Source organism: Pleomorphomonas carboxyditropha (genome assembly GCF_002770725.1).
Classification (GTDB): Bacteria; Pseudomonadota; Alphaproteobacteria; order Rhizobiales; family Pleomorphomonadaceae; genus Pleomorphomonas; species Pleomorphomonas carboxyditropha.
In genome coordinates this window covers 95,445-116,705 of record NZ_NQVN01000009.1, presented here as the reverse complement: position 1 = coordinate 116,705, position 21,261 = coordinate 95,445, and the positions used below count along the sequence as shown (strand labels likewise).

General features: G+C 68.6%; 17 protein-coding genes and 1 riboswitch. Of the genes, 8 read left to right on the top strand and 9 right to left on the bottom strand.

Annotated features, from left to right (window positions below):
• Positions 1-158 precede the first annotated feature (158 nt).
• From CJ014_RS14615 to CJ014_RS14600, 4 genes are all read left to right on the top strand, one after another.
• Positions 159-1,700, top strand: coding sequence for a sensor histidine kinase (locus CJ014_RS14615; RefSeq protein WP_100081222.1), 1,542 nt, complete (start codon positions 159-161; stop codon positions 1,698-1,700).
• A 69-nt stretch (positions 1,701-1,769) separates the two neighbouring features.
• Positions 1,770-4,460 (top strand): DUF2339 domain-containing protein, encoded by a 2,691-nt coding sequence (locus CJ014_RS14610; protein ID WP_100081221.1) that lies wholly within the window; start codon positions 1,770-1,772, stop codon positions 4,458-4,460.
• Positions 4,461-4,535: 75 nt separating this feature from the next.
• Positions 4,536-5,081 (top strand): helix-turn-helix domain-containing protein, encoded by a 546-nt coding sequence (locus CJ014_RS14605; RefSeq protein WP_100081220.1) that lies wholly within the window; start codon positions 4,536-4,538, stop codon positions 5,079-5,081.
• Between the two features lie 59 nt (positions 5,082-5,140).
• Positions 5,141-6,319, top strand: a complete 1,179-nt coding sequence (locus tag CJ014_RS14600) for an MFS transporter (protein WP_100081219.1) — start codon at positions 5,141-5,143, stop codon at positions 6,317-6,319.
• Positions 6,320-6,378: 59 nt separating this feature from the next.
• Here CJ014_RS14600 and CJ014_RS14595 read toward each other — a convergent pair whose 3' ends face one another.
• The 3 genes from CJ014_RS14595 to CJ014_RS14585 all read right to left on the bottom strand — a co-directional run bounded on the left by CJ014_RS14595 (position 6,379) and on the right by CJ014_RS14585 (position 9,463).
• Positions 6,379-7,404 carry a zinc-dependent alcohol dehydrogenase gene (locus tag CJ014_RS14595; RefSeq protein ID WP_100081218.1) on the bottom strand — a complete coding sequence of 342 codons (1,026 nt, stop codon included), beginning with the start codon at positions 7,402-7,404 and terminating at the stop codon, positions 6,379-6,381.
• A gap of 200 nt (positions 7,405-7,604) precedes the next feature.
• Positions 7,605-8,177, bottom strand: coding sequence for a manganese efflux pump MntP (locus CJ014_RS14590; RefSeq protein ID WP_100081217.1), 573 nt, complete (start codon positions 8,175-8,177; stop codon positions 7,605-7,607).
• 5 nt (positions 8,178-8,182) lie between these two features.
• Positions 8,183-8,346: riboswitch (yybP-ykoY riboswitch) on the bottom strand.
• A gap of 247 nt (positions 8,347-8,593) precedes the next feature.
• Positions 8,594-9,463, bottom strand: a complete 870-nt coding sequence (locus CJ014_RS14585; protein ID WP_100081320.1) for an NAD(P)-dependent oxidoreductase — start codon at positions 9,461-9,463, stop codon at positions 8,594-8,596.
• Positions 9,464-9,637: 174 nt separating this feature from the next.
• Here CJ014_RS14585 and CJ014_RS27365 point away from each other — a divergent pair, with 174 nt between their 5' ends.
• Complete coding sequence (locus CJ014_RS27365; protein ID WP_118847924.1) at positions 9,638-9,913, top strand: glycine zipper domain-containing protein; 276 nt, start codon at positions 9,638-9,640, stop codon at positions 9,911-9,913.
• Positions 9,914-9,995: 82 nt separating this feature from the next.
• On the opposite strand, the gene CJ014_RS14575 is transcribed toward CJ014_RS27365, so the two are convergent.
• The 4 genes from CJ014_RS14575 to mobA all read right to left on the bottom strand — a co-directional run bounded on the left by CJ014_RS14575 (position 9,996) and on the right by mobA (position 13,363).
• Positions 9,996-10,823, bottom strand: a complete 828-nt coding sequence (locus CJ014_RS14575) for an ABC transporter permease (RefSeq protein WP_100081215.1) — start codon at positions 10,821-10,823, stop codon at positions 9,996-9,998.
• Positions 10,823-11,533, bottom strand: coding sequence for an ABC transporter permease (locus CJ014_RS14570; protein WP_100081214.1), 711 nt, complete (start codon positions 11,531-11,533; stop codon positions 10,823-10,825). Before CJ014_RS14570 ends, CJ014_RS14575 begins: the two co-directional genes overlap by 1 nt.
• 139 nt (positions 11,534-11,672) lie before the next feature.
• The gene (locus CJ014_RS14565) at positions 11,673-12,452 is read right to left on the bottom strand and encodes an ABC transporter substrate-binding protein (RefSeq protein WP_100081213.1); all 780 of its coding nucleotides are present in this window, start codon (positions 12,450-12,452) and stop codon (positions 11,673-11,675) included.
• Positions 12,453-12,703: 251 nt separating this feature from the next.
• Entirely contained in the window at positions 12,704-13,363 is a 660-nt protein-coding gene (gene mobA / locus CJ014_RS14560; RefSeq protein WP_165790844.1) for a molybdenum cofactor guanylyltransferase MobA, read from the bottom strand.
• A gap of 133 nt (positions 13,364-13,496) precedes the next feature.
• Here mobA and apbC point away from each other — a divergent pair, with 133 nt between their 5' ends.
• Positions 13,497-14,618 carry an iron-sulfur cluster carrier protein ApbC gene (apbC, locus tag CJ014_RS14555; RefSeq protein WP_100081211.1) on the top strand — a complete coding sequence of 374 codons (1,122 nt, stop codon included), beginning with the start codon at positions 13,497-13,499 and terminating at the stop codon, positions 14,616-14,618.
• Between the two features lie 116 nt (positions 14,619-14,734).
• Here the strand turns inward: apbC and CJ014_RS14550 are convergent, their stop codons facing one another.
• Together CJ014_RS14550 and CJ014_RS14545 are read right to left on the bottom strand one after the other, a co-directional pair.
• On the bottom strand, positions 14,735-15,634 hold the full coding sequence (locus CJ014_RS14550; protein ID WP_100081210.1) for a DMT family transporter: 900 nt from the start codon (positions 15,632-15,634) through the stop codon (positions 14,735-14,737).
• 914 nt (positions 15,635-16,548) lie between these two features.
• Positions 16,549-17,565, bottom strand: a complete 1,017-nt coding sequence (locus tag CJ014_RS14545; RefSeq protein ID WP_100081209.1) for an MDR family oxidoreductase — start codon at positions 17,563-17,565, stop codon at positions 16,549-16,551.
• Positions 17,566-17,791: 226 nt separating this feature from the next.
• Between CJ014_RS14545 and CJ014_RS14540 the strand changes: the two genes are divergently transcribed.
• Together CJ014_RS14540 and glyS are read left to right on the top strand one after the other, a co-directional pair.
• Complete coding sequence (locus CJ014_RS14540; RefSeq protein ID WP_100081208.1) at positions 17,792-19,027, top strand: cell wall hydrolase; 1,236 nt, start codon at positions 17,792-17,794, stop codon at positions 19,025-19,027.
• Positions 19,028-19,185: 158 nt separating this feature from the next.
• Positions 19,186-21,225 (top strand): glycine--tRNA ligase subunit beta, encoded by a 2,040-nt coding sequence (gene glyS / locus CJ014_RS14535; protein WP_100081207.1) that lies wholly within the window; start codon positions 19,186-19,188, stop codon positions 21,223-21,225.
• The last annotated feature ends 36 nt before the right edge of the window (positions 21,226-21,261 follow it).

The window sequence follows — 21,261 nt, the reverse complement described above, 5'->3', positions numbered from 1 at the left end:
GAATAAGAAATTTTTTCTCCATTTTGTCAAGTGCCGATCGGCATATGCCTGTTTGGTGGGCAGGCATATACCGAAGATTAACCATGCGAACGAACCGGCCGTTAGGGAAAATCGGGCTTTAGTGTGGCCGGACCATTGGCTGGAAGTTGACATAAAGCATGATCCTGGGCTCGGACCTGTCACAGACCGCCCGCCTGGAGCAGAACAGGCAACGCTCCATGCGCCGCCGCGATGTGACGCGGGCGGTGCGGGACGTGCGCGAGCGTCTGTCCTCGGAATCCGGCACGCGGCCGGCCTTCGACTACGAGATCCTGCTGGAATACGCCCGCAACCGCCTGTCGAGCTGGTTGCCGGTCGGTCTGCTGATCGTGGCGCTCGGCGGCATCGCCGCCTACTGGATGACCTACCGGTATGTGGCGATCTGGTCCGGCGCCGTGTTCGTCGCCCATGCGCTGATCGGCCTCATCGCCCGGCGCTTCAGCCAGACGCCGGCCGGCTCGGTCAACCTGAAATACTGGCGGCGCCAGTTCCTGATCGCCGAGGCGCTGTTCGGCCTGGTCTTTTCGGCCCTGTTCTTCCTGCCCGGCGCCACGTTCGGCGGCACCGGCACCTTCGCCTTCGGCGCGCTGCTCACCGGCATCGCCGTGCTGGCGATGGTGGCGAGCAACCTGCCGCGCGCCGTGGTGCTGAGCACGCTGCCGATCGCCATCGGCGGCGCGCTGAAGTTCGCCATGGGCCAGGGCTTCGTCGACTACTCGATGGCCAGCTTCCTGGTGCTGGCGGAAATCTTCTTCGTGCTGCTCGCCTATCGGCTTTACGGGGCGACGCTGACGATGATGGAGTTCCGCGTCGAGAAGGATGCGCTGATCGCCGAGCTCGAACAGGCCAAGGTGATCTCCGACGACAGCCGCCGCCGCGCCGAGGAGGCCAACCTCGCCAAGTCGCGGTTCCTGGCCACCATGAGCCACGAGCTCAGGACGCCGCTCAATGCCATCCTCGGCTTCTCCGAGATCATGATGAACGAGGTGTTCGGGCCGGTCGGCAACCAGCACTACAAGGGATATGCCGTCGATATCCACACGTCCGGCCAGCATCTCCTCAAGCTGATCAACGAGATTCTCGACCTGTCGCGCATCGAGGCCGGCCGCTACCAGATCAACGAGGAAGCGGTCACCCTCTCCTTCCTGGCCGAGGAATGCCATCACCTCCTGAAACTCAAGGCCAAGACCAAGAACCTGACGATCGTCGAGCAGTTCGAGCCGGATCTGCCGAAGATCTGGGCCGACGAGCGGGCGGTGCGGCAGATCATCCTCAACCTGTTGTCCAACGCGGTGAAGTTCACCCAGCCCGGCGGCGAGATCCGCATCCGCCTCGGCTGGACGGCCGGCGGCGGCCAGTACGTGTCAGTGCGCGACAACGGCCCAGGCATTCCCGAGAACGAAATCCCCATCGTGCTGCAGGCCTTCGGCCAGGGCTCGCTCGCCATCCAGACCGCCGAACAGGGCACCGGCCTCGGCCTGCCGATCTGCGTGGCGCTGATGCAGATGCACGACGGCACCCTCGACCTGCAGTCGAAGCTGCGCGAGGGGACCGAGGTGACCATCACCTTCCCGCCGTCGCGCGTCATGGAAGTGATGCCGCCCATCGAGGAAGGCACGCAGGGGCGCGCCAAGCGGCCGGGGCAGCGCCGCTACGGCTGAGCGCCGGGGCCATTCCGTAAATCCCCGTAACCGGTTATCACTGCGTTCCCAACAGGAACCGGTTGCACCATGGACGACCTTCTGCTTTTCGCCGCCCTTATCCTGCTGACGCTGTTCGTCGGCGCGCTGCTCGGCATCATCGCCTTCGCCAAAACCCGCGAGCTGCAACGGCGCATTGAGCGGCTGGAAGCGGCGCTGCACGCCGCGCGACCGGCCGAGGCCAGGGCCGAATCGGCGTCCGCCACGACCGCTGCCGACTTCACCGCGCCCGAGGAAAGCGTTGAAGCGCCCTCCCCCGCTCCGGACATGCCGGAGCCGGCCGAAGAGACGGAAAGCCGCGACGAGGCGGCGCAGCCGGCGGCCGAGGCGCCGTCCCTTGCCGCCCGCGCCTCGCTGGAGGAGAAGATCGGCAGCCGCTGGGCGGTCTGGGTCGGCGGGCTGGCGCTCGGCCTCGGCGGCATCTTCCTGGTCCGCTATTCGATCGAGGCCGGGCTGCTCGGCCCGGCGGCGCGGGTGTTTCTCGGTCTCGTCTTCGCGGCGCTGCTGCTGGCCGGTGGCGAGTGGCTGCGCCGCTCCGGCCTTGCCGAGACGACCGGCCCGGCGCGGCGCGCCTATATTCCCGGCGTGCTCGCCGCCGCCGGCGCCGTTTCTGCCTTCGCCTCGGTCTATGCCGCCTACGGCCTCTACGGCCTGATCGGACCGGCCGCCGCCTTCGTCGCCCTCGGCGCGGTCGGCGTGGCGACCCTGGCCCTGGCGCTCCGCCACGGGCCGGCGCTGGCGGCGCTCGGCCTCCTCGCCGCCTATGCGACTCCCCTGCTCGTATCGAGCGACGAGCCGGCACTGCTGCCGCTGGTGCTCTACCTCGCCGTGGTCACCGCCGCCACCTATGGCGTGGCGCGCCTGCGCTTGTGGCGCTGGCTCGCCATATCGGCCACGGTCGCCAATATCCTGTGGTCGCTGCTGCTCTCCGGCACGATGGTCTCATCGGGCGACGCCGGCAGCCAGCTCTATGTTGCCGCCCACTTCCTGGTGTCGCTGCTGCTCGCCGCGGTGGTCTTCGTGACCAGCCACGCGCCGCGCGACCGCACGGCCGACGCCGCCTTCGACCGGACGGCGGTCGGCGTGCTCAGCCTGTTCGGACTGCCGCTTCTCGCCTTCGTGGCCGCCGCCGGCACCGGGCCGGTGACCATCGCGCTGATCGTCGCCTTCGCTCTTTTGTCGATGGCGCTCGCCTCGGAGTGGCCGGCGGCGCGCGGCCTCGCGGCGACGGCGGTGATCGCCACGCTGCTCGCCTACGGCCTCCTCAACGTGACGGTCTCCAACGTCGTCATCGACCCGGTGACCGGCGAGCCGACCGTGCCGGGCTTTGCCGACCTTCTCGCCTCGCCGGCCGGCAGCGACTATCTCGGCGTCGGCATCCTGCTCGGGCTGATCCTGACGGCGGCGGGCCTCGCCGGCGCCATTGCCTCGCGTGGCCGGCCGCAGCTCGCCGTCGCCGGCGCCTTCGCGGCGCCGGGCCTCGTCGCCTTCGCCTATCTCGGCACCCACCGCGACCTTTCGGCATCGCCCGCCTTCGCCGTCGCGGCGCTGATCGCCGCCGGCTATCTCGCCTCGGCCACCGAATATCTCGACCGCCGCCTCGCGGCCGACGCCAGGGGACGCGACGGCGCCATCGCCGCCTACGCGATCGGCTGCGTCGCCGCCCTCGGCACCGCGCTCACCATCGCGCTCGAAAGGGGCATGCTGACCGTTGCCCTCGCCCTGCTGGTCGCCGCCATCGCCTGGGTGGAAGCGCGGCGGCCGGTCGCCGCCCTGCGGCCCACCGCGCTGGCGGTCGCCGCGGTGGTGATCGCCCGCGTCGCCTGGGACCCGCGCATCGTCGGCGACGACCTCGGGACGACGGTGCTGTTCAACCCGCTGCTCTACGGCTACGGCGTGCCGACGCTGTGCTTCGCCTATGCCGCCTGGCGCTTCGGCCGCACGCCGGGCGATCCGCGCCCCGTGCCGGTGTTCGAGGCGCTGGCCGTCATCTTCGCGGCGCTGACGGCGACGCTCGAGATCCATCACGCCATGAACGGCGGCGACCTGTTCGCGCCGGTGTCCGGCCTCGCCGAGCAGAGCCTCCTCAGCATGGTGATGCTGGCGATCTCGCTCGGCCTCAACTGGCTCGGCGCCCGCCGGCCCTCGGTGGTGATGGGCTGGGGCACGCCGATCTTCGGCGGCCTCGGCCTCGTCATGGCGGCCATCGGTCTTCTGATCGTCAACAACCCGGTGGTCACCGGCGAGCCGATCGACGGCGGCAGCTTCGACGGCAGGCTCATTGTCGGTTACCTGGCGCCGGCCGTGCTCGCCCTGCTGGTCGCCGGCGTGGCGCGCCGCCGCACCGACCTGCCGCGCCGCTCCGTCGCCATCGCCGCCACGGTCGGCGGCTTGCTGATCGCCATGTGGGCGACGCTGGCCGTGCGCGCCGGCTGGCACGGCGGCGATCTCGGCTGGGGCGAGGTGCGGGAAGGCGAGCTCTACGCCTATTCGGCGGTCTGGCTGGCGCTCGGCCTTATCGTATTGGGCATCGGCGTCGCCACCGCGAGCCGGACGGTGCGGACGGTGGCGGCGGTGATCGTCGCCGGCGTGGTGGCCAAGGTGTTCCTGGTCGATACCGCCGGCCTCACCGGCGCGCTGCGGGCCTTGTCCTTCATCGGCCTCGGCGGCGTGCTGGTGGCGATCGGCCTTGCCTACCAGACGGCGCTCAGGCGGCGCTGAGGCCGGCTTGCCGGGCGCTGGAAGGCCACGTATCCTTTCCGGCCCGGCAACGGCCGGTCACCGAGGCAATCCGCCATGCACGCCGCTCTCCCGCTCAGGCACCTGCGCCGCCTCGCCGGCATGAAGCAGTCGCATCTCGCCGACCTGATGGGCGTCACCCAGCCCACCGTGTCGCGCTGGGAAAACGGCAGCCTGCCGCTGACGGTGGAGCAGACGCAGGCCTTGCAGGCGATCTTCGCGGTGCGCCCCGATCCGGCGCAGGACGCGGCACTGAAGCGGCTCGTCGAGACGTCGATGAGCCCGGTCCACCTCATTTGCGATCTTACCCACCGGCTGCTCGCCGCCTCGCCGGCCCGCGCCGCCGATTGGCGGGTCGACCTCGGCGACTATCTCGGCCGGTCGCTGCTCGTCTACGCGTCGGAGGAAATCCTCGCCGCCGAAGCCCGTCTCGACGATCTCGGCTGGCGCGACGGCCAGCTCGCGTCGCTCGCCTTCGACACCGGCGCCAACGACGATCCCGACATCCCCATTCGCCCCGGCCCGATGCTGTGGGAGCGAGTGCGGCTTTCCGACGGCTCGTCCGGCCGGCTCGTCACGTCCTTCTACGACCGCCCCGCATAATTCATGCGTGGAACCGCGCCGGAGGCGCTGCTAGCCGTCGTCCGAAAGGATCGACGACAATGACCGGACGCTGGCCGACCATTTTTCTTCTCTGGCTCGCCGGGGTGCTGGCCGCCGCCCAGCTCGGCAAGATGGCGGCGCTGATGCCGGCGATCCGCGCCGACCTCGGCCTGACGCTCACCGGCGCCGGGTTGATGATATCGCTGATCGAGGCGGGCGGCGCTGGCCTCGGCAGCATCGCCGGCATCCTGGCCGCCCGCCTTCCCGGCCGCGGCGTGCTGGCGGCGGGGTCGGCGCTCGTCGCCATGGCCGGCCTGGCGGCGGCGGCGGCACCCGACGCGGCGCTGCTCTACGCCGCCCGTCTCGTCGAGAGCATCGGCTACCTGATGGTGGTCATCGCCGCGCCGAGCCTGATCGCCATGACGGCCGGCCGCCACAGCGCGGCGGCGCTGGCCCTCTGGAGCACCTTCGTGCCGGTGGGCATCGCCGCCGGCACCATCCTGTCCGGCCTCGCCGCCAGCCTGATCGACTGGCGCCCGATCCTGGTGTTCTGGGCGCTGGCCGTGCTGGTGACGCTGCCGCGCACCTTCCGCCTGCCGGCCCTCGCCGAGCACCGGCAGACGGGATTTACGCTGCCGCCGCCCGCCGTATGGGCGCTGGCCCTCGGGTTCGGCTTCTATACGACGCTGGAGGTCGGCATCCTCGGCATGCTGCCGGCCTATCTTGCCGAGGCCTGGGGCTTTTCGATCGCCACCGCCGGCGTGGTTACCGGCGCGACGTCGGCGGCGACCATCGCCGGCAGCGTCGCGGCGGCCCGCCTTATCGGCAACGGCGATAGCGCCCGGCGGCCGCTGGCGTTGATCGCCACCGGTCTCGCGCTGCCGGCGGCGCTGTTTTTCCCGGGGTTTCCCGGCGAGGGCCTCGCGGCGCACCTGTCGGGCGCCATGGTGGCGGCGGCGGTGATCGTCGCCAACGCCATCTCCGGCCTGGTCGCCGCCATCGCCTTCGCCCGCCTGCCGGTGCTGTTGCGCCGCAGCGGCGCGTCGCTGTCGCTGGTCACCGCCGCGAACGGCGTGTTCGCCCAGTTCGGCGCGACGGGCTCGCTGATCGGGCCGCCGCTCGTCGGCTACGCGGCGAGCCGCTGGGGCTGGCCGGTGGTGGCGCCGCTGGTCGCCGGCCTGTCGCTCTTGTCGTTCGCCGGCTTTGCGCTCGGCGAGCGGCTCGCCGGCAAGGCCTGAAAGGCGAAGGCCCCGGATCGCTCCGGAGCCTTCATGCGACCTCTCCGGGGAGACGGCGGTCACTGCAGATCGAGCACCACGCGGCCGGCGATCTCGCCCTTGTCCATGCGGGCGAAGATGGCGTTGATGTTCTCGAGCTTGTCCCAGGTGTATTCGGCGGTGACGAAGCCGTTCGCGGCCATGGTCAGCGAATCCTCGAGATCCTGGCGCGTGCCGACGATCGAGCCGCGCACGGTGATGCGCTTCAGCACCGTGTCGAAGATCGGCATGGCGAAGCGGTCCGGCGGCAGGCCGACCAGCGACATGGTGCCATGCGGCCTCAGCATGTCGAACGCCTGCTCGAACACGGTCGGCGACACGGCGGTGACCAGAACGCCATGCACGCCGCCGACCAAGCGCTGGACCTCCTTGCCGGGGTCCACCTCGCGGGTGTTGACGACGATCTCGGCGCCGAGGCGCTTGGCCTGCTCGATCTTGGACGGCGAGCCGGTGACGGCGATCACCCGCATGCCCATGGCGCGGGCGTACTGGATGGCCATATGGCCGAGGCCGCCGATGCCGGAAATGGCGACCCACTGGCCGGGGGCGACTTCCGCCTCCTTCAGCCCCTTGTAGACGGTGACGCCGGCGCAGAGGACGGGCGCCGCCTCGGCCCAGCCGAGGTTATCGGGCAACACGCCGACGAAGTTGGGATCGGCCAGCGCGTGGGTGGCAAACGAGCCGTTGACCGAGTAGCCGGTGTTCTTCTGCTTGCCGCACAGCGTTTCCCAGCCGGTGCGGCAATGCTCGCAGTAGCCGCAGGCGGTGTGCAGCCAGGGAACGCCGACCCGATCGCCGATCTTGATGCGCTCGACGTCCTTGCCGACGGAGATCACCTTGCCGACGCCCTCGTGGCCGGGAATGAACGGCGGCTGCGGCTTGACCGGCCAGTCGCCGCGCACGGCGTGCAGGTCGGTATGACAGACGCCGGAGGCGAACAGGCGAACCAGGATTTCCTTCGGACCCGGCTCGGGGATCGGCATCTCCTCGATTTCAAGGGGCTTGCCCAGTTGGCGAACGACCGCCGCCGTCATCGTGGCTGCCATGACTCTCTTCCTTTCGCAAATATATAACCCAACGGCTAGGCCAGTTGCGAATAGGAGGCAATATCAGGAATTTCCCGGTCATCTTTACCGGTATGTGCCTAAATGCATTGAGAAAATCGGCAAATCGTTTTGAAACGTCGATAAACGGATTTATGTTTTAACGGCTCCAGACTTCATACGCGTTCGTGCGTAGCGGCCGATCACCCGGCCAGCAGGTGCTCGCGCAGGATCAGGCAGCCGAGACCGATCAGCACCAGGCCGCCGACCACCTCGGCCGAGCGCCCGAACCGGTTGCCGATCAGCCGGCCCATCAACACGCCGCCGGCCGACATCAGGAAGGTGGTGGCGCCGATCGCCGCCACGATGACGAGAATGTTGGCCTTGACGAAGGCAAGCGACACGCCGACGGCCATGGCGTCGACGGACGTGCCGATGGCGGTCATCACCAGCGTCGCCGGGGTGGCGATGAAGCTTGCCGGGGAAACGCCCTCCTCCTCGTCACGGAAGGCGAGGAGAACCATGCGGCCGCCCACCAGCGTCAGCAGGCCGAAGGCCAGCCAGTGGTCGAAGCTGGCGACATAGGAACTGGCGGCGGCGCCGGCGACCCAACCGAGCAGCGGCGTGATCATCTGGACGACCGCGAACACCGCGCCGACCAGTATCGCATCGCAGAAACGGCACTGGCGCCGGAGGCCGGCGCCGCCGCCGACCGAAGCGAGCAGGCTGTCGATGGACATGCCCACGGCGAGCACGACGATGGAAATCGGAGACATCGGCGGAACCAGTCGAGCGCAAAACCGGATGACGTCGTCACATCTCGCCCGAAGATGGCGTCACCACGGTCTTGCCGGACCTTTCGGTCGACCGCGCCACGCAAAGAGTGCGAGCATGTTGACGCGATCCCGTCGGAAGCGACGGTGGCTACTCCCCGATGGCCGTTCGATAGCGGCCGACGATTCGAAAATCAAGCAATTTCAAATACTTAACTGAAAATGCAACTCATTTGCAAATAGGAGGGGAGCGGCGGATCCCGCCATGCGGGTCGCTACCGCCCTGACAAAACTACCCTTCTCGATTCAATCATGCGCCGGCCGCGAAGGAGCGGCGGCCAGCCTTGCGAAAGGCGAATGGCACCCATGCCGGCAGCGGCCGGCGGCGTTGCATCGCCATCGGCCGCCCGACTCGCCGGTCACTTCTCCAGGCGGGAGATCAGGCTCGACGTGTCCCACCTGTTGCCGCCGGCGGCCTGGACGTCGGCATAGAACTGATCGACGAGGGCGGTCAGCGGCAGGCGGGCGCCGCTCCGCCGCGCCTCGTCGAGAACGATGCCGAGATCCTTGCGCATCCAGTCGACCGCGAAACCGAAGTCGAACTTGCCGGCCGTCATGGTCTGCCAGCGATTCTCCATCTGCCAGCTCTGGGCGGCCCCCTTGGAGATGGCGGCGATGGTCTTCTCGACGTCGAGGCCCGTCGACTTGGCAAAATGGATGGCCTCGGCGAGGCCCTGCACCACGCCGGCGATGCAGATCTGGTTGACCATCTTGGCGAGCTGCCCCGAGCCCGACGGCCCGAGGTGGACGATCATCTTCGCATAGGCGCGCATCACCGGCTCGGCGGCGGCAAAGCTGTTGTCGTCGCCGCCGACCATGATGGTCAGCGCGCCGTTCTCGGCGCCGGCCTGCCCGCCGGACACCGGCGCGTCGAGGAAATCGAGGCCGAGGGCGGCCGCCTTTTCCTGGAGCTCGCGGGCGACGCCGGCCGAGGCGGTGGTGTGATCGACGAAGACGGCGCCCGCCTTCATGCCGGCGAAGGCGCCGTCCGGGCCGAGCACGACGGAGCGGAGATCGTCGTCGTTGCCGACGCAGGCGAACACGAAATCGGCCTCCGCCGCCGCCTCGCGCGGCGTCGGCGCGGCGCGTCCGCCGAAGGCATTTACCCAGGCCTCCGCCTTGGCGCCGGTCCGATTGTAGACCGTCACGTCGTGGCCGCCGCGCGTCCTAAGATGACCGGCCATCGGGTAGCCCATTACGCCGAGTCCGAGGAATACGACCTTTGCCATCATCAACCTCATCTATCCATTTGCAGTGTTTTCGCTTATTGTCGCGAGCGCATGTCCCTGCCGCATCTAGCAAAAGACGCGGTGGCAAACCAGATGGCGGCGATGCCGCGGCGCGGGGAACCCTTTTGCCGCTGACGCGTTGAAGTCACCGACAGGACCAGATTGGAGGCAGTCATGAAAGTTCTCGCTATTGCAGTCACCGTGCTGGCACTCGGCCTTGGCGCCTGCGCCAACCAGACGCCCACCCAGCAGCGCGTCACCACCGGCGCTGCCATCGGCGCGCTTGGCGGCGCGGCGGTCGGCGCTGTCGCCGGCGGCGGCAAGGGCGCCCTGATCGGTACCGCCGTCGGCGGCATCGGCGGAGCGGCGATTGCCGGCGCCACCGCGCCGCGCGAAGACTGCATCGCCTACGACCGCTACGGCCGGCCCTACCGCGCGGCCTGCCGCTGATAGCGCCGGCGCGGCCCCGACGAGCCGCGCAGGCATTTTCTCCAAGGCCCGAAGCCCCCGCGCTTCGGGCCTTGTTGTTTTGTCAGCGCCGAAGATGGCGCGTGAGACGGCGCTCCATCATCTCCCACAGGCGCCGCAGCACCTCCACCGTGATCAGGTAGATCACCGCGGCCCAGATATAGATCTGCAGGTCATAGGTCTTGGAGAAGGCGTAGCGGGTCTGCCCCATCAGGTCGAGGACGGTGATGATCGAGGCGATGGCCGACGCCTTGATCATCAGGATGACCTCGTTGCCGTAGGGCCGCAGCGCGGTGATCAGCGCCTGCGGCAGGATGATCTTGAACATGGTGGTGAACGGCCGGAGGCCGAGCGAGTCGGCGGCCTGCCACTGGCCGGACGGCACGGCGCGGATGGCGCCGGCCAGGATTTCCGCCTGATAGGCGGCCGTGTTGAGCGAGAAGGTGAGGACGGCGCAGAAATAGGCGTCGCGGAAGAACATCCAGAGACCGACCGCCTTCAGCGCGGCGGTGAACTGTCCGGCGCCGTAATAGACCAGGAAGGTCTGGGCCAGAAGCGGCGTGCCGCGGAAGAAGTAGGAGTAGCCGAAGGCGATGCCGCCGATGATCGGATTATGGGACAGGCGGCCAATGGCGACCGGGATCGAGATCAGCGCGCCGAGCAGGATGGACAGCACCACGAGATGCAGCGTCACCCAGATGCCGTTCAGGATGCGCGGGCCGTATCTGGCGATCTTCTCGGGATCGTAGCCGGCGACCAGCATGTAGACGATGGAAAGGCCGAGCAGCGCCCAGAGCGCCATCAGCAGCAGGCCGGTGACGCGGGCGGCGGTCCAGCGGCGGCGGGCGGCGGCGGGCGGCCGCTCGGTGGAGGGGGCGTCGACGTAGGTCATCAACGCCTCCCCTGTCCGCGTTCGGCCCAGGCCGATACGCGCCGCAGCCCGAAGGACGAGATGATCGACATCATGAGATAGAGCGAGCAGGCCACGAAGAAGAAGAAGAACGCCTGCTTGGTGACGCCGACCGCGATGTTGGTGTTGCGCAGCAGATCGGTGAGACCGATGATCGACACCAGCGAGGTATCCTTCAGAAGGTTGAGCCACAGGTTGGAGAGACCCGGCAGCGCCAGCCGGACGAGCTGCGGCAGGATGACCAGCAGCATGGTGCGGGAGCGCGACAGGCCGAGAGCGTAGGCGCCCTCGTACTGGCCGAGGGTGATGCCCCTGAAGGCCGACAGGAACACCTCGCTGGCGTAGGAGGAAAACACCAGCGCCAGCGCGATCATGCCGGCAAGGTAGCTGTTGACCTCGAAGGCATGGCCGAACAGCAGGCGCCACAGCGCCGACATGGCCATCTGGCCGCCGTAGTAGATGAGGAACAGCGTCAGGAGTTCGGGCAGGCCGCGGAAGATCGTCGTGTAGACGTGGGCGGCGTTGCGCAGCAGCGGTTCGGTCGAGTTTTTCGCCACGGCGATCAGAAAGCCGATGAGCAAGCCCAGCGGCAGCGTGGCGAGCGCCAGCGTCACCGTCACCAGCACGCCGCTTGCCAGTTCGTCGCCCCAGCCGCTGTCGCCGAAAGACAGCAGTTCCATGTAGTTGGCCATCCGGCCGGTCTCCCCGTCCACGCCTCTGTCGCGATGGCCTTTCCGCCGCCGCCGGATCCCCTGCCTGCAACAAGCGCGGGACTGCTTTTCCGAAAGCAAATCCCGCGCCGTTTCAACCGGTTGCCTTCGATATCCCGGCTCAGCCGCCGTAGACGTCGAAGTCGAAGTACTTCTTGTTGATCTCCTGGTACTTGCCGTTGGCGCGGATCGCCTTGATGGCCGCCGAGAACATGTCGCGCAGGTCGGTGTCCTCCTTGCGGACGCCGATGCCGGCGCCGGGGCCGTGGATCTCGAGGACCGGCGTCACCATGCCGACCAGCTTGCAGCAGGCACCGGCTTCGGTCTTCAGCCACTCGGAAAGCACGACGCTGTCGTCGTTGGCGGCGTCGAGACGGCCGTTGGCGAGGTCGAGCTTGTATTCGTCGGCGGTCGGATAGGTCTTGAGCTCGCTCTCGGTCAGGACCTTCTCGACATAGTCGGCGTGCATGGTCGACACCTGCGCGCCGACGGTCTTGCCGGCGAGATCGGCCGGCGTGACGCCCTTGATGTCGGTGTCCTTGGGGGCAACGATGGCCGGCGGCGTGTTGTAGTACTTCTCGGAGAAGTCGATCACCTTCTTGCGCTCCGGCGTGATCGACATCGAGGCGATGATGGCGTCGAACTTGCCGGCGAGCAGCGCCGGGATCATGCCGTCCCAATCCTGGGCGACCACCTCGCACTCCACCTTCATCTCCTCGCAAAGGGCGAGCGCGATGTCGACGTCGAAGCCCTTCATCTTGCCGTCGGTGTCGACGTAGTTGAAGGGCGGATAGGCGCCTTCGGTGCCGATGACGACCTTCTTCCACTCCTTGGCCGCAGCGCCGCCGAGCGACAGCGCGAGCAAAGCGGCGGCGGTAACGAGTGTGTTGGCGAACTTCATGGTTATCCCCTCTGAGCCTGTTGATCGGCCGTCGCGACCGGCGCGAGCCGATCGCCTTGCGGCGAGCGTCGCGTTCGGCCGGCAGCCCCCTGTCCGTTTTCGGCGCCGCCGTCGGAGGAATTGAGATCCTTCGTTGAAACGGCCGAGCGCGCCCAAACCTTCCGGCGAACCGACGCACTGCCTAAACCTTGTGCTGACGCCGATCCGCCCGCATCTTCATCTCATTCCGCGACGGGATGCAACGGGGGACATTATTGCGCCGGTCCGGATTCTGCACGCCGGGATGACCACGGACGGCCGGCGCCGATCAGTCCGGCCGCCTCGGCAAGGTCGGCCGGCGTGTTGATGTTGAAGAAGGGATCGACCGTCCGCCCGCCGATGCCGACGGGCGCGAAGACGACGCTTCCCGTCCGTTCGCCGGCAAGGAAGGCGCCGACCCGCCGCTCGGCGCCGGCCAGGAAGGCCGAAAGCCGCGGCGCCGCCGACAGCGGCCACAGCGCGCAAAGCGGCGCCCTGCCGCCCGGTCCCGCGGCGAAGACGATGGTATCCGGGCCGTCGATGCCGGCCGCCAGGCGTTCGGCCAGTTCGCCGGGCAGGAACGGCAGATCGACCGGCACGGTCAGCAGATGGGTCGGCCGGGGCGACAGGGCCGACGCCCGCGCGAGACCGGCGGCAACGCCGGCAAGCGGACCTTCGAATGTCGATGCTTCGTCTCGGACGACGGCAAGGGCGAGGTCCGGCACGTCGAGGCCGGGCGGCAGGCTGACGGCGAGATCGCCGACCTGCGGCGCGAGCGCGTCCACCGCCCGTTGAAGCAGCGTCGCGCCGGCAAGCTCGACGAGGGCCTTGGGCGTTCCGCCCATGCGGCTCGAACGCCCTCCGGCGAGGATGAGACCGGCGAATTTCGTCATGCGGCAAATCAACGGCATCCGGGGCAGCCGGGCAACCCCCTTGAAGTCGCCGGCGTGATTGCCCTGCCGCAAATTCACTCCCGGTCGCCCGCATTATGGATTAGGTAGAGCAAAAGCCAATTCGGAGCATGCCATGCCAAGCCTCAAGGACCAGGTCGCCGCCGCCCTCAGCAAGATCACCATGCCCGGCACCGGCAAGGACATCGTCGCGGCCGGCGCCGTATCGGACATCTACGAGAAGGACGGCAAGGTGATGCTGTCGATCTCGGTGCCGGCCGACAAGGCGGCGCGATTCGAGCCGATCCGCGCGGCGGCCGAGGCGGCGGTGAAGTCCATCCCCGGCGTCGTCAAGGCGACGGTCGCCCTGACGGCCGAGGTGGCGCCCGGCAGCGCGCCCAAGGCGCCGCCGCAGGGGCATGGCCATGGCCACGCCCACGCCATGCCGGCGAAGAACGCCATCGCCGGCGTGAAGTCGATCATCGCCGTCGCCTCCGGCAAGGGCGGCGTCGGCAAGTCGACCACGGCGGTCAATTTCGCGCTCGCCCTGGCGGCGCGCGGCCTCAAGGTCGGCATTCTCGACGCCGACATCTACGGTCCGTCGGTGCCGCGCCTGATGGGCCTTTCCGGCGACAAGCCGGAGGTCAACGAGGACCGCACGCTGGTGCCGCTCGAAAACTACGGCGTCCAGGTCATGTCGATCGGCTTCCTGGTCGACGAGGAAACGCCGATGATCTGGCGGGCGCCGATGGCCGTCTCCGCCCTGACGCAGATGCTGCGCGAAAGCGCCTGGGGCGACGTCGACGTGCTGGTGGTCGACATGCCGCCCGGCACCGGCGACGTCCAGCTCACCATGGCGCAGCAGGTGCCGCTGACCGGCGCCGTCATCGTCTCGACGCCGCAGGACCTCGCCCTGCTCGACGCGCGGCGCGGCGTCGCCATGTTCCAGAAGGTCGAGGTGCCGGTCCTCGGCATCGTCGAGAACATGGCCTATTTCATCTGCCCCAACTGCGGCACCCACCACGATATCTTCGGCCATGGCGGCGCGGCGCAGGAAGCCCGCCGCATCGGCGTGCCGTTCCTCGGCGAGGTGCCGCTGGAGATGAAGATCCGCGAAACGTCGGACGCCGGCCTGCCGGTGGTGGCGACCGAGCCGAACGGCCCGCATGCCGAGTCCTATCTCGCCATCGCCGACCGCGTTCTCGACACGCTGGCCGGCAAGCCGGAGCGCGCCGCGCCCCGCATCGTCATCGAGTAGGACGGGAGTTGGGCACTAGATCGTCGTGCGTCCTAACGGAGGCAAAGCGACGATCTAGCCTTTTGTTCTCGCATCGGATTTACCGAAAACCGGATTCCACTTTTCGGTCCGATGCTCTAGACGCCGGGCTCGGCCCGGCTGGCGAGCGTCTGGTGCCGCACCCGCTCGCGGTAGAAGATGTAGATGCCGGAGCCGACGACGACGGCGATGCCGACCAGCGTCAGCAGATCAGGCACATCGCCCCAGATGATCCAGCCGAGAACGATGGCGAAGGGGATGGTGGAATAGCGGAACTGGGCGACCAGCGAGATGTCGCCGTGCCGCATGGCGTCGATGGAGAACTGGACGCCGAAGATGCAACTGAGGCCGGCGACGACGATCAGGCCGAATTGCATCGCCGTCATCGCCTGCCAGACCTCCGTCGCCGACAGAAGGCCGCAGGCGACGGTCACCATGACCTGGGTGACCAGCGTCACCACCGCCGAATTGGTCGCCGGGGCGATGAAGCGGGTGGACAGCTCGCGGACGGTGACGAAGGCCACCGACAGCAACGGCAGCAGGGCCCAACTGTTGAAGCCGTCCGGACCGGGCCGGACGATGATCAGGATGCCGCAGAAGCCCACCACCACCGACATCCAGCGCCGCCAGCCGACGAACTCGCCGAGCACGAGCGCGCCGGCCGCCGTGATGGCCAGCGGCGCGCCCTGCGAGATGGCGGAGGCATTGGCGATCGGCAGGTGCACCAGGCCGGAGAGGTAGACCACCGTGGCGAACCCCTCGCAGATCGAGCGCGTCACCACGAAGCGTGAGGTCTGCGGCAGCACGCTCGGCAGCAGCCCCATCCGCCAGACGGCGACGAAAACCACCGCCGTCGCGATCAGCGACCGAATGAACAAGACCTCGCCGACCGGCAGGTCGTCGGCCACGGCTTTGACGATGGTGTCGTTGACGAGGAAAAACAGGCAGCAGAGCAGCATCGCCACGATGCCGCGCAGCGTCTCGCGGAAATCGGTCATGGAGTGAGATTTGCCCTAGGAAGGATCGATCTGGCGCGCACCATGGTGCATGGAACGATTCACGGCAAGGGAGGAACCCATGCCGCGGACGCTCCCCTGCCCGTCCCCAGCCGCCAGTCTCAGATCGCCGTGCGTCCCGACGGACGCGGAGCGACGATCCAGTTTTTGTCATCGCATCGGATGGTCCGAAAATCGGAAGCGACTTTTCGGTCCGATGCTCTGGTCGCCGATCGCGTAACCCGAGGCAAATTCCCGGATACGCGAACGTCCCTATCACGCCGTCATCGCCGAACGCATCGCCTCCCATAGATTGTCATCCTCGCGCAGGCGAGGACCTCAGGACGAGAAGGTGGTGAGGGGCGTATCGGGCGCCCCAGCGTTGCTGGAGCGCGATATCGGCGTCGAGCTTTGTTCTGCCCGAGGTCCTCGCCTGCGCGAGGATGACAGCTTTATATATGGGGAACAAACGGATAGGTCGGCATACTGGTACCCGGAGCAAATTCCCGGGCATGCTGTTTCTCAAGCTTGCCCGGAAGTTTGTCCGGGCGCGCTGGCGCAGTCCCCATCACGCCGTCGCCGCCGAGCGCATCGTCTCCCATAGAGTGTCATCCTCGCGAAGGCGAGGACCTCGGGACGAGAAGGTGACGAGGGATGTATCAGGCGCCTCAGCGTTGCCGGAGCGCTATATCTGCGTTGAGCTTTGTTCTGCCCGAGGTCCTCGCCTGCGCGAGGATGACAGCTTTATATCGAGGATGACAGCTTTATATATGGGGAACAAGGGATAGGTCGGCGCCCCCTGGCACCCGGGGCAAATTCCCGGGCGCCCTGGCGCAATATTTCCGGTCTCGCATGGGCGGGATTAGGCCATTTCAATTGCTTGATGGACATTGCCGCCGCCTTCCAGGCGGCGTTTTTCAAGCTGGCCCGAAAATCTGCTCCGGGTACCCGATCGCCACCACCGTCCGGCCGGCGACGTCGCCTTCGACGATCCGCCGGCCCGCCCCGATGGCGTCCGCCAGCGGGATTACCTGCGTCATGGCGGCAAGGCGATGGCGATCGACGGTGTCCGCCAGATGGCTCCAGATCGTCTCGCGTCGCGCCGTCGGCACCCGGACGCTGTCGACGCCGATCAGGCTGACGCCGCGCAGGATGAACGGGGCGACGCTGGCGGGAAGATCCATGCCGGCGGCATTGCCGCAGGCGATCGCCGCGCCGCCCGGCTTCAGCATCGACAGCACGTGGGCCAGCACGGCCGAGCCGACCATGTCGAAGGCGGCCGCCCAGCGCTCGCGAGCAAGCGGCTTCGCCGGCCCGGCGAACAGCTCGCGGCCGATCACCTCGGCGGCGCCGAGCTGCCGCAACCGCTCCGTCTCCGCCGGCCGGCCGGTCACGGCGGTGACGCTCCACCCTTGGCGGGCGAGCAGCATCACCGCCATCGAGCCGACGCCGCCGGCGGCGCCGGTGACGACCACCGGGCCGTCGGCCGGCGTCACGCCGTGGCGGAGCAATCTGTCGAGCCCCTCGGCGACGGTGAGGCCGGCGGTGCCGAGCGCCATCGCCTCGACCGGCGACAACGTGGCGGGCCGGCGGACCAGCCAGTCGCCCGATACGCGCATCCTGTCGCTCCAGGCGCCGAGATGGGCCTCGCCGACGCCCCAGCCGGTCAGGATCACCTCGTCGCCGGGCTGCCAGCGCGGGTGTTCCGAGGCGATCACCGTCGCCGCCGCGTCGACGCCCGGCACCATCGGCCAGCGGCGGACCACCGGCAGGCGGCCGGTGACGGCAAGGCCGTCCTTGAAATTCACCGCCGAGGCGCGGACGGCGAGCGTCACGTCGCCGTCCATCAGATCCGCGTCCGAGAGGCGCGCCAGCCGCGCCATGGTCTTGCCTTCGTCGTCCCGCTCGAGCAGCACCGCGGCGAAATCCGTCATCGTCTTTCCTTCCGTCTTTCCCGCCATTTACCACGATGGCCCGTTCGCCAGTAGCTTCGAATTGCTCGCAGATCGGCATTTTCCGCGGGAACGCGCCAACCATGGCCATCCCGCCGGGCGTCATTAACGGCTTCTCAAGGTTAATCCAGCAGCATCGGCGCAGGGAGCAGTTTTCGTCTCCGTCATCGTTCGTCCCAGTCCTGTTCCCGCCGGAGGCCGTCAGTCCATGCGTCGCGTTCCTCGTACCAGAGTCCGGCCCGGACATGGGCGCGTCGGGCTCGCCGCCGCCGGCGCGCTGTTCGTCGCCGTGGCGATCTTCCCCACCTCCGTCGCCTACCAGGACATCGCCAGCCTCGTCACCGATTCCATCAGTCCGGCGACCCGCTGGGCGATGACGCTGGGCATCGGTCCGGGCGGCGAGAGCACGGTCGTCGCCCCGCGCCTGCCCGACGTCAAGGATTCCTCCGCCCGGCTCGAAATGAACGGCGGCTCCATCGTCATCGAGGGCATGGGCGACGTCGTCACCGGCGCGGTGGGCAGCTCCGCCTTCGTGCCGGACGAGGAGCGCATCGACCGCAGTTGGAAGGGCGACCTGCCGCTGACGGTGACCACGCCGGCCACCGAGCGCGGCTTTTCCGCCGGCTCGCTCGGCTTCAACGACACGAGCCGCCTGACGCCGCCGGCCGTGCTGCCGACCATGGCCTTCGAGGCGTCGGCGGCGCCGCTGTCGGTTCTCGCCATATCGCGCTTCATCGGCCCCAAGCCGACCACCGCCGTCGCCGATCTCGCGCCGACGCCGCTGCCGCAGCACAAGCCCGACCGGACGGTGCTGGTCGCCGCGAGCTATCCGTCGCGCGCCTATGCGCCGGCCGAGACCGGCGCCGCCGCCTCGGCGCTGCTGGCCGCCTACGCGCCCGACAGCTCGGTGGTCAGCCAGGACATGTTCGCGTCGCTGTTCGCCATGCCCGGCGACAAGCCGGCGCCGCCGGCGCCGGTGGTGCGTCCCGGCGATCACTGGTGGGCGGCCAACCCGCTGCCGGCCAGCGTCTGGGACGACGCGCAGCAGAAATGCCTTGCCGAGGCGATCTATTTCGAGTCGCGCTCGGAGCCGCGCAAGGGCCAGATCGCCGTGGCCCAGGTGGTGCTCAACCGCGTCAAGAACCCGGCCTATCCCGACACGATCTGCAAGGTCGTCTACCAGAACCGCGACAGGTACAACGAGTGCCAGTTCTCGTTCGCCTGCGACGGCCGGCGCGACGTCATCTTCGACAAGGCGGCCTGGCGGCGGGCGCGGCAGGTGGCCGGCGAGGTGACGAGCGGCGCCGCCTGGCTCGACGACGTGGGCACGGCTACTCACTATCACGCCACCTACGTGCGGCCGAACTGGGCGAGCGTGTTCACCAAGAAGGCCAAGATCGGCCTGCACGTCTTCTACCAGACCATCAACGGCGGCTGGAGCTGAGCCGCCGCCGCCCGGCAGGCATAATTCCCGCCTCGGTTTCCCGTGGTCTCCCGTCTTGGCGCGCGTCTATTCGGGGATGACATTTTTCCCCGAACCGACTAATCAGACGCAGCATTCCAAGACGACCGGCGAGACGCCGGGAGGACCCGAGGACCACCATGCCCGATCTTCTCATCGAACTCTTCTCGGAAGAGATCCCCGCCCGCATGCAGGCGAAGGCCGCCGACGATCTCAAGGGCCTGGTGACGAACGGTCTGGTGGACGCCGGCCTCACCTATGAAAGCGCCGGCGCCTTTGCGACGCCGCGCCGCCTCGCGCTGACCGTTCACGGCCTCACCACCCGCTCGCCCGACATCCGCGAGGAGAAGAAGGGCCCGCGCACCGACGCGCCGGCCGGTGCCATCCAGGGCTTCCTGCGCGGCGCCGGGCTCGACGACATCGCCAGGGCGCGCGTCGTCTCCGACCCGAAGAAGGGCAACTTCTACGTCGCCGACCTCGTCAAGCCCGGCCGCGCCGCCGAGGCGATCATCGCCGAACTGCTGCCGGCCGTCATCCGCGGCTTCCCCTGGCCGAAGTCGCAGCGCTGGGGCTCGGGCACGCTGCGCTGGGTGCGGCCGCTGCACTCGATCGTCTGCAGCTTCGGCCCGGAGACCGAGGAGCCCGTCGTCATCGACTTCGAGGTGGACGGCATCCGCTCGGGCAACGTCACCTACGGCCACCGCTTCCTGGCCCCCGAGGCGATCAAGGTGCGGCGCTTTTCCGACTACGTCGAGAAGCTGGAGAAGGCCAAGGTGGTGCTCGATCCGGCCCGCCGCCGCGACATCATCCTGCACGACGCGCGGGACCTCGCCTTCGCGGCCGGCCTCGAGCTGGTCGAGGACGAAGGGCTGCTCAACGAGGTGGCCGGCCTCGTCGAATGGCCGGTGGTGCTGATGGGCGCCTTCGACCCCGCCTTCCTCGACGTGCCGGACGAGGTGATCCGCGCCACCATCCGCGCCAATCAGAAATGCTTCGTGCTGCGGGACCCCAAGACCGGCCGCCTCGCCAACCGCTTCATCCTGACCTCCAACATGGCGGCGACCGACGGCGGCGCCACCATCATCGCCGGCAACGAGCGCGTCATCCGCGCCCGCCTGTCGGACGCCAAGTTCTTCTGGGACGGCGACCTCGCCATTCCCCTGGAGACGCTGGTGCCCAAGCTCGAGGGCATCACCTTCCACGAGAAGCTCGGCAGCCAGGGCGACCGCGTGCGGCGCATCGTGGCGCTCGCCCGCGAGATCGCACCGCTGGTCGGCGCCGATGCCGACAAGGCGGCCCGTGCCGCCCTGCTCGCCAAGGCCGACCTCCTGTCCGGCGTCGTCGGCGAGTTCCCCGAGGTCCAGGGCCTGATGGGCCGCTACTACGCGGCGCATGGCGGCGAGGACGCGGCCGTCGCCGCCGCCATCGAGGAGCACTGGAAGCCGCAGGGGCCGTCCGACCGGGTGCCGGCGGCGCCGGTCTCCATCGCGGTGGCGCTCGCCGACAAGCTCGATACGCTGGTCGGCTTCTGGGCGATCGACGAGAAGCCGACCGGCAGCAAGGACCCGTTCGCGCTGCGCCGGGCGGCGCTGGGCGTCATCCGTATCATCCTCGACAATGGCGTCCGCCTGCCGCTCAACGCCTATTCGAGCAAGACGCCCGATCTCCTCAACTTCTTCGCCGACCGGCTGAAGGTGCAGCTCCGCGAGCAGGGCACCCGCTTCGACCTCGTCGACGCGGTGTTCGCCCTCGGCGGCCAGGACGACCTCTTGCTGATCGTCAAGCGCGTCGAGGCGCTGGGCGCCCTGCTCGCCACCGACGACGGCAAGAACCTGTTGGCCGGCTACAAGCGCGCCGCCAACATCCTGAAGGCCGAGGAGAAGAAGGGCACGGCCGTCGCCGCCGCCGTCGACGCCAGCCTGTTCAAGGAAGCCGAGGAGAAGGCGCTGGCCGCCGCCGTCGATGCCGCCGCCGAGGCGGCCCACGACGCCGTCGCTGCCGAGAACTTCGAAGGCGCCATGAAGGCGCTCGCCACGCTACGCGCCCCGGTCGATGCCTTCTTCGACAAGGTGCTGGTCAACGACGCCGATGAACGCGTGCGCGCCAATCGCCTTGCCCTGCTGACGGTGCTGCGCGACGCCTGCCATCAGGTGGCCGACTTCTCGAAGATCGAAGGTTAAGACCTTCGGTCTCACCCCTCTCTCCAACTCTCCCCC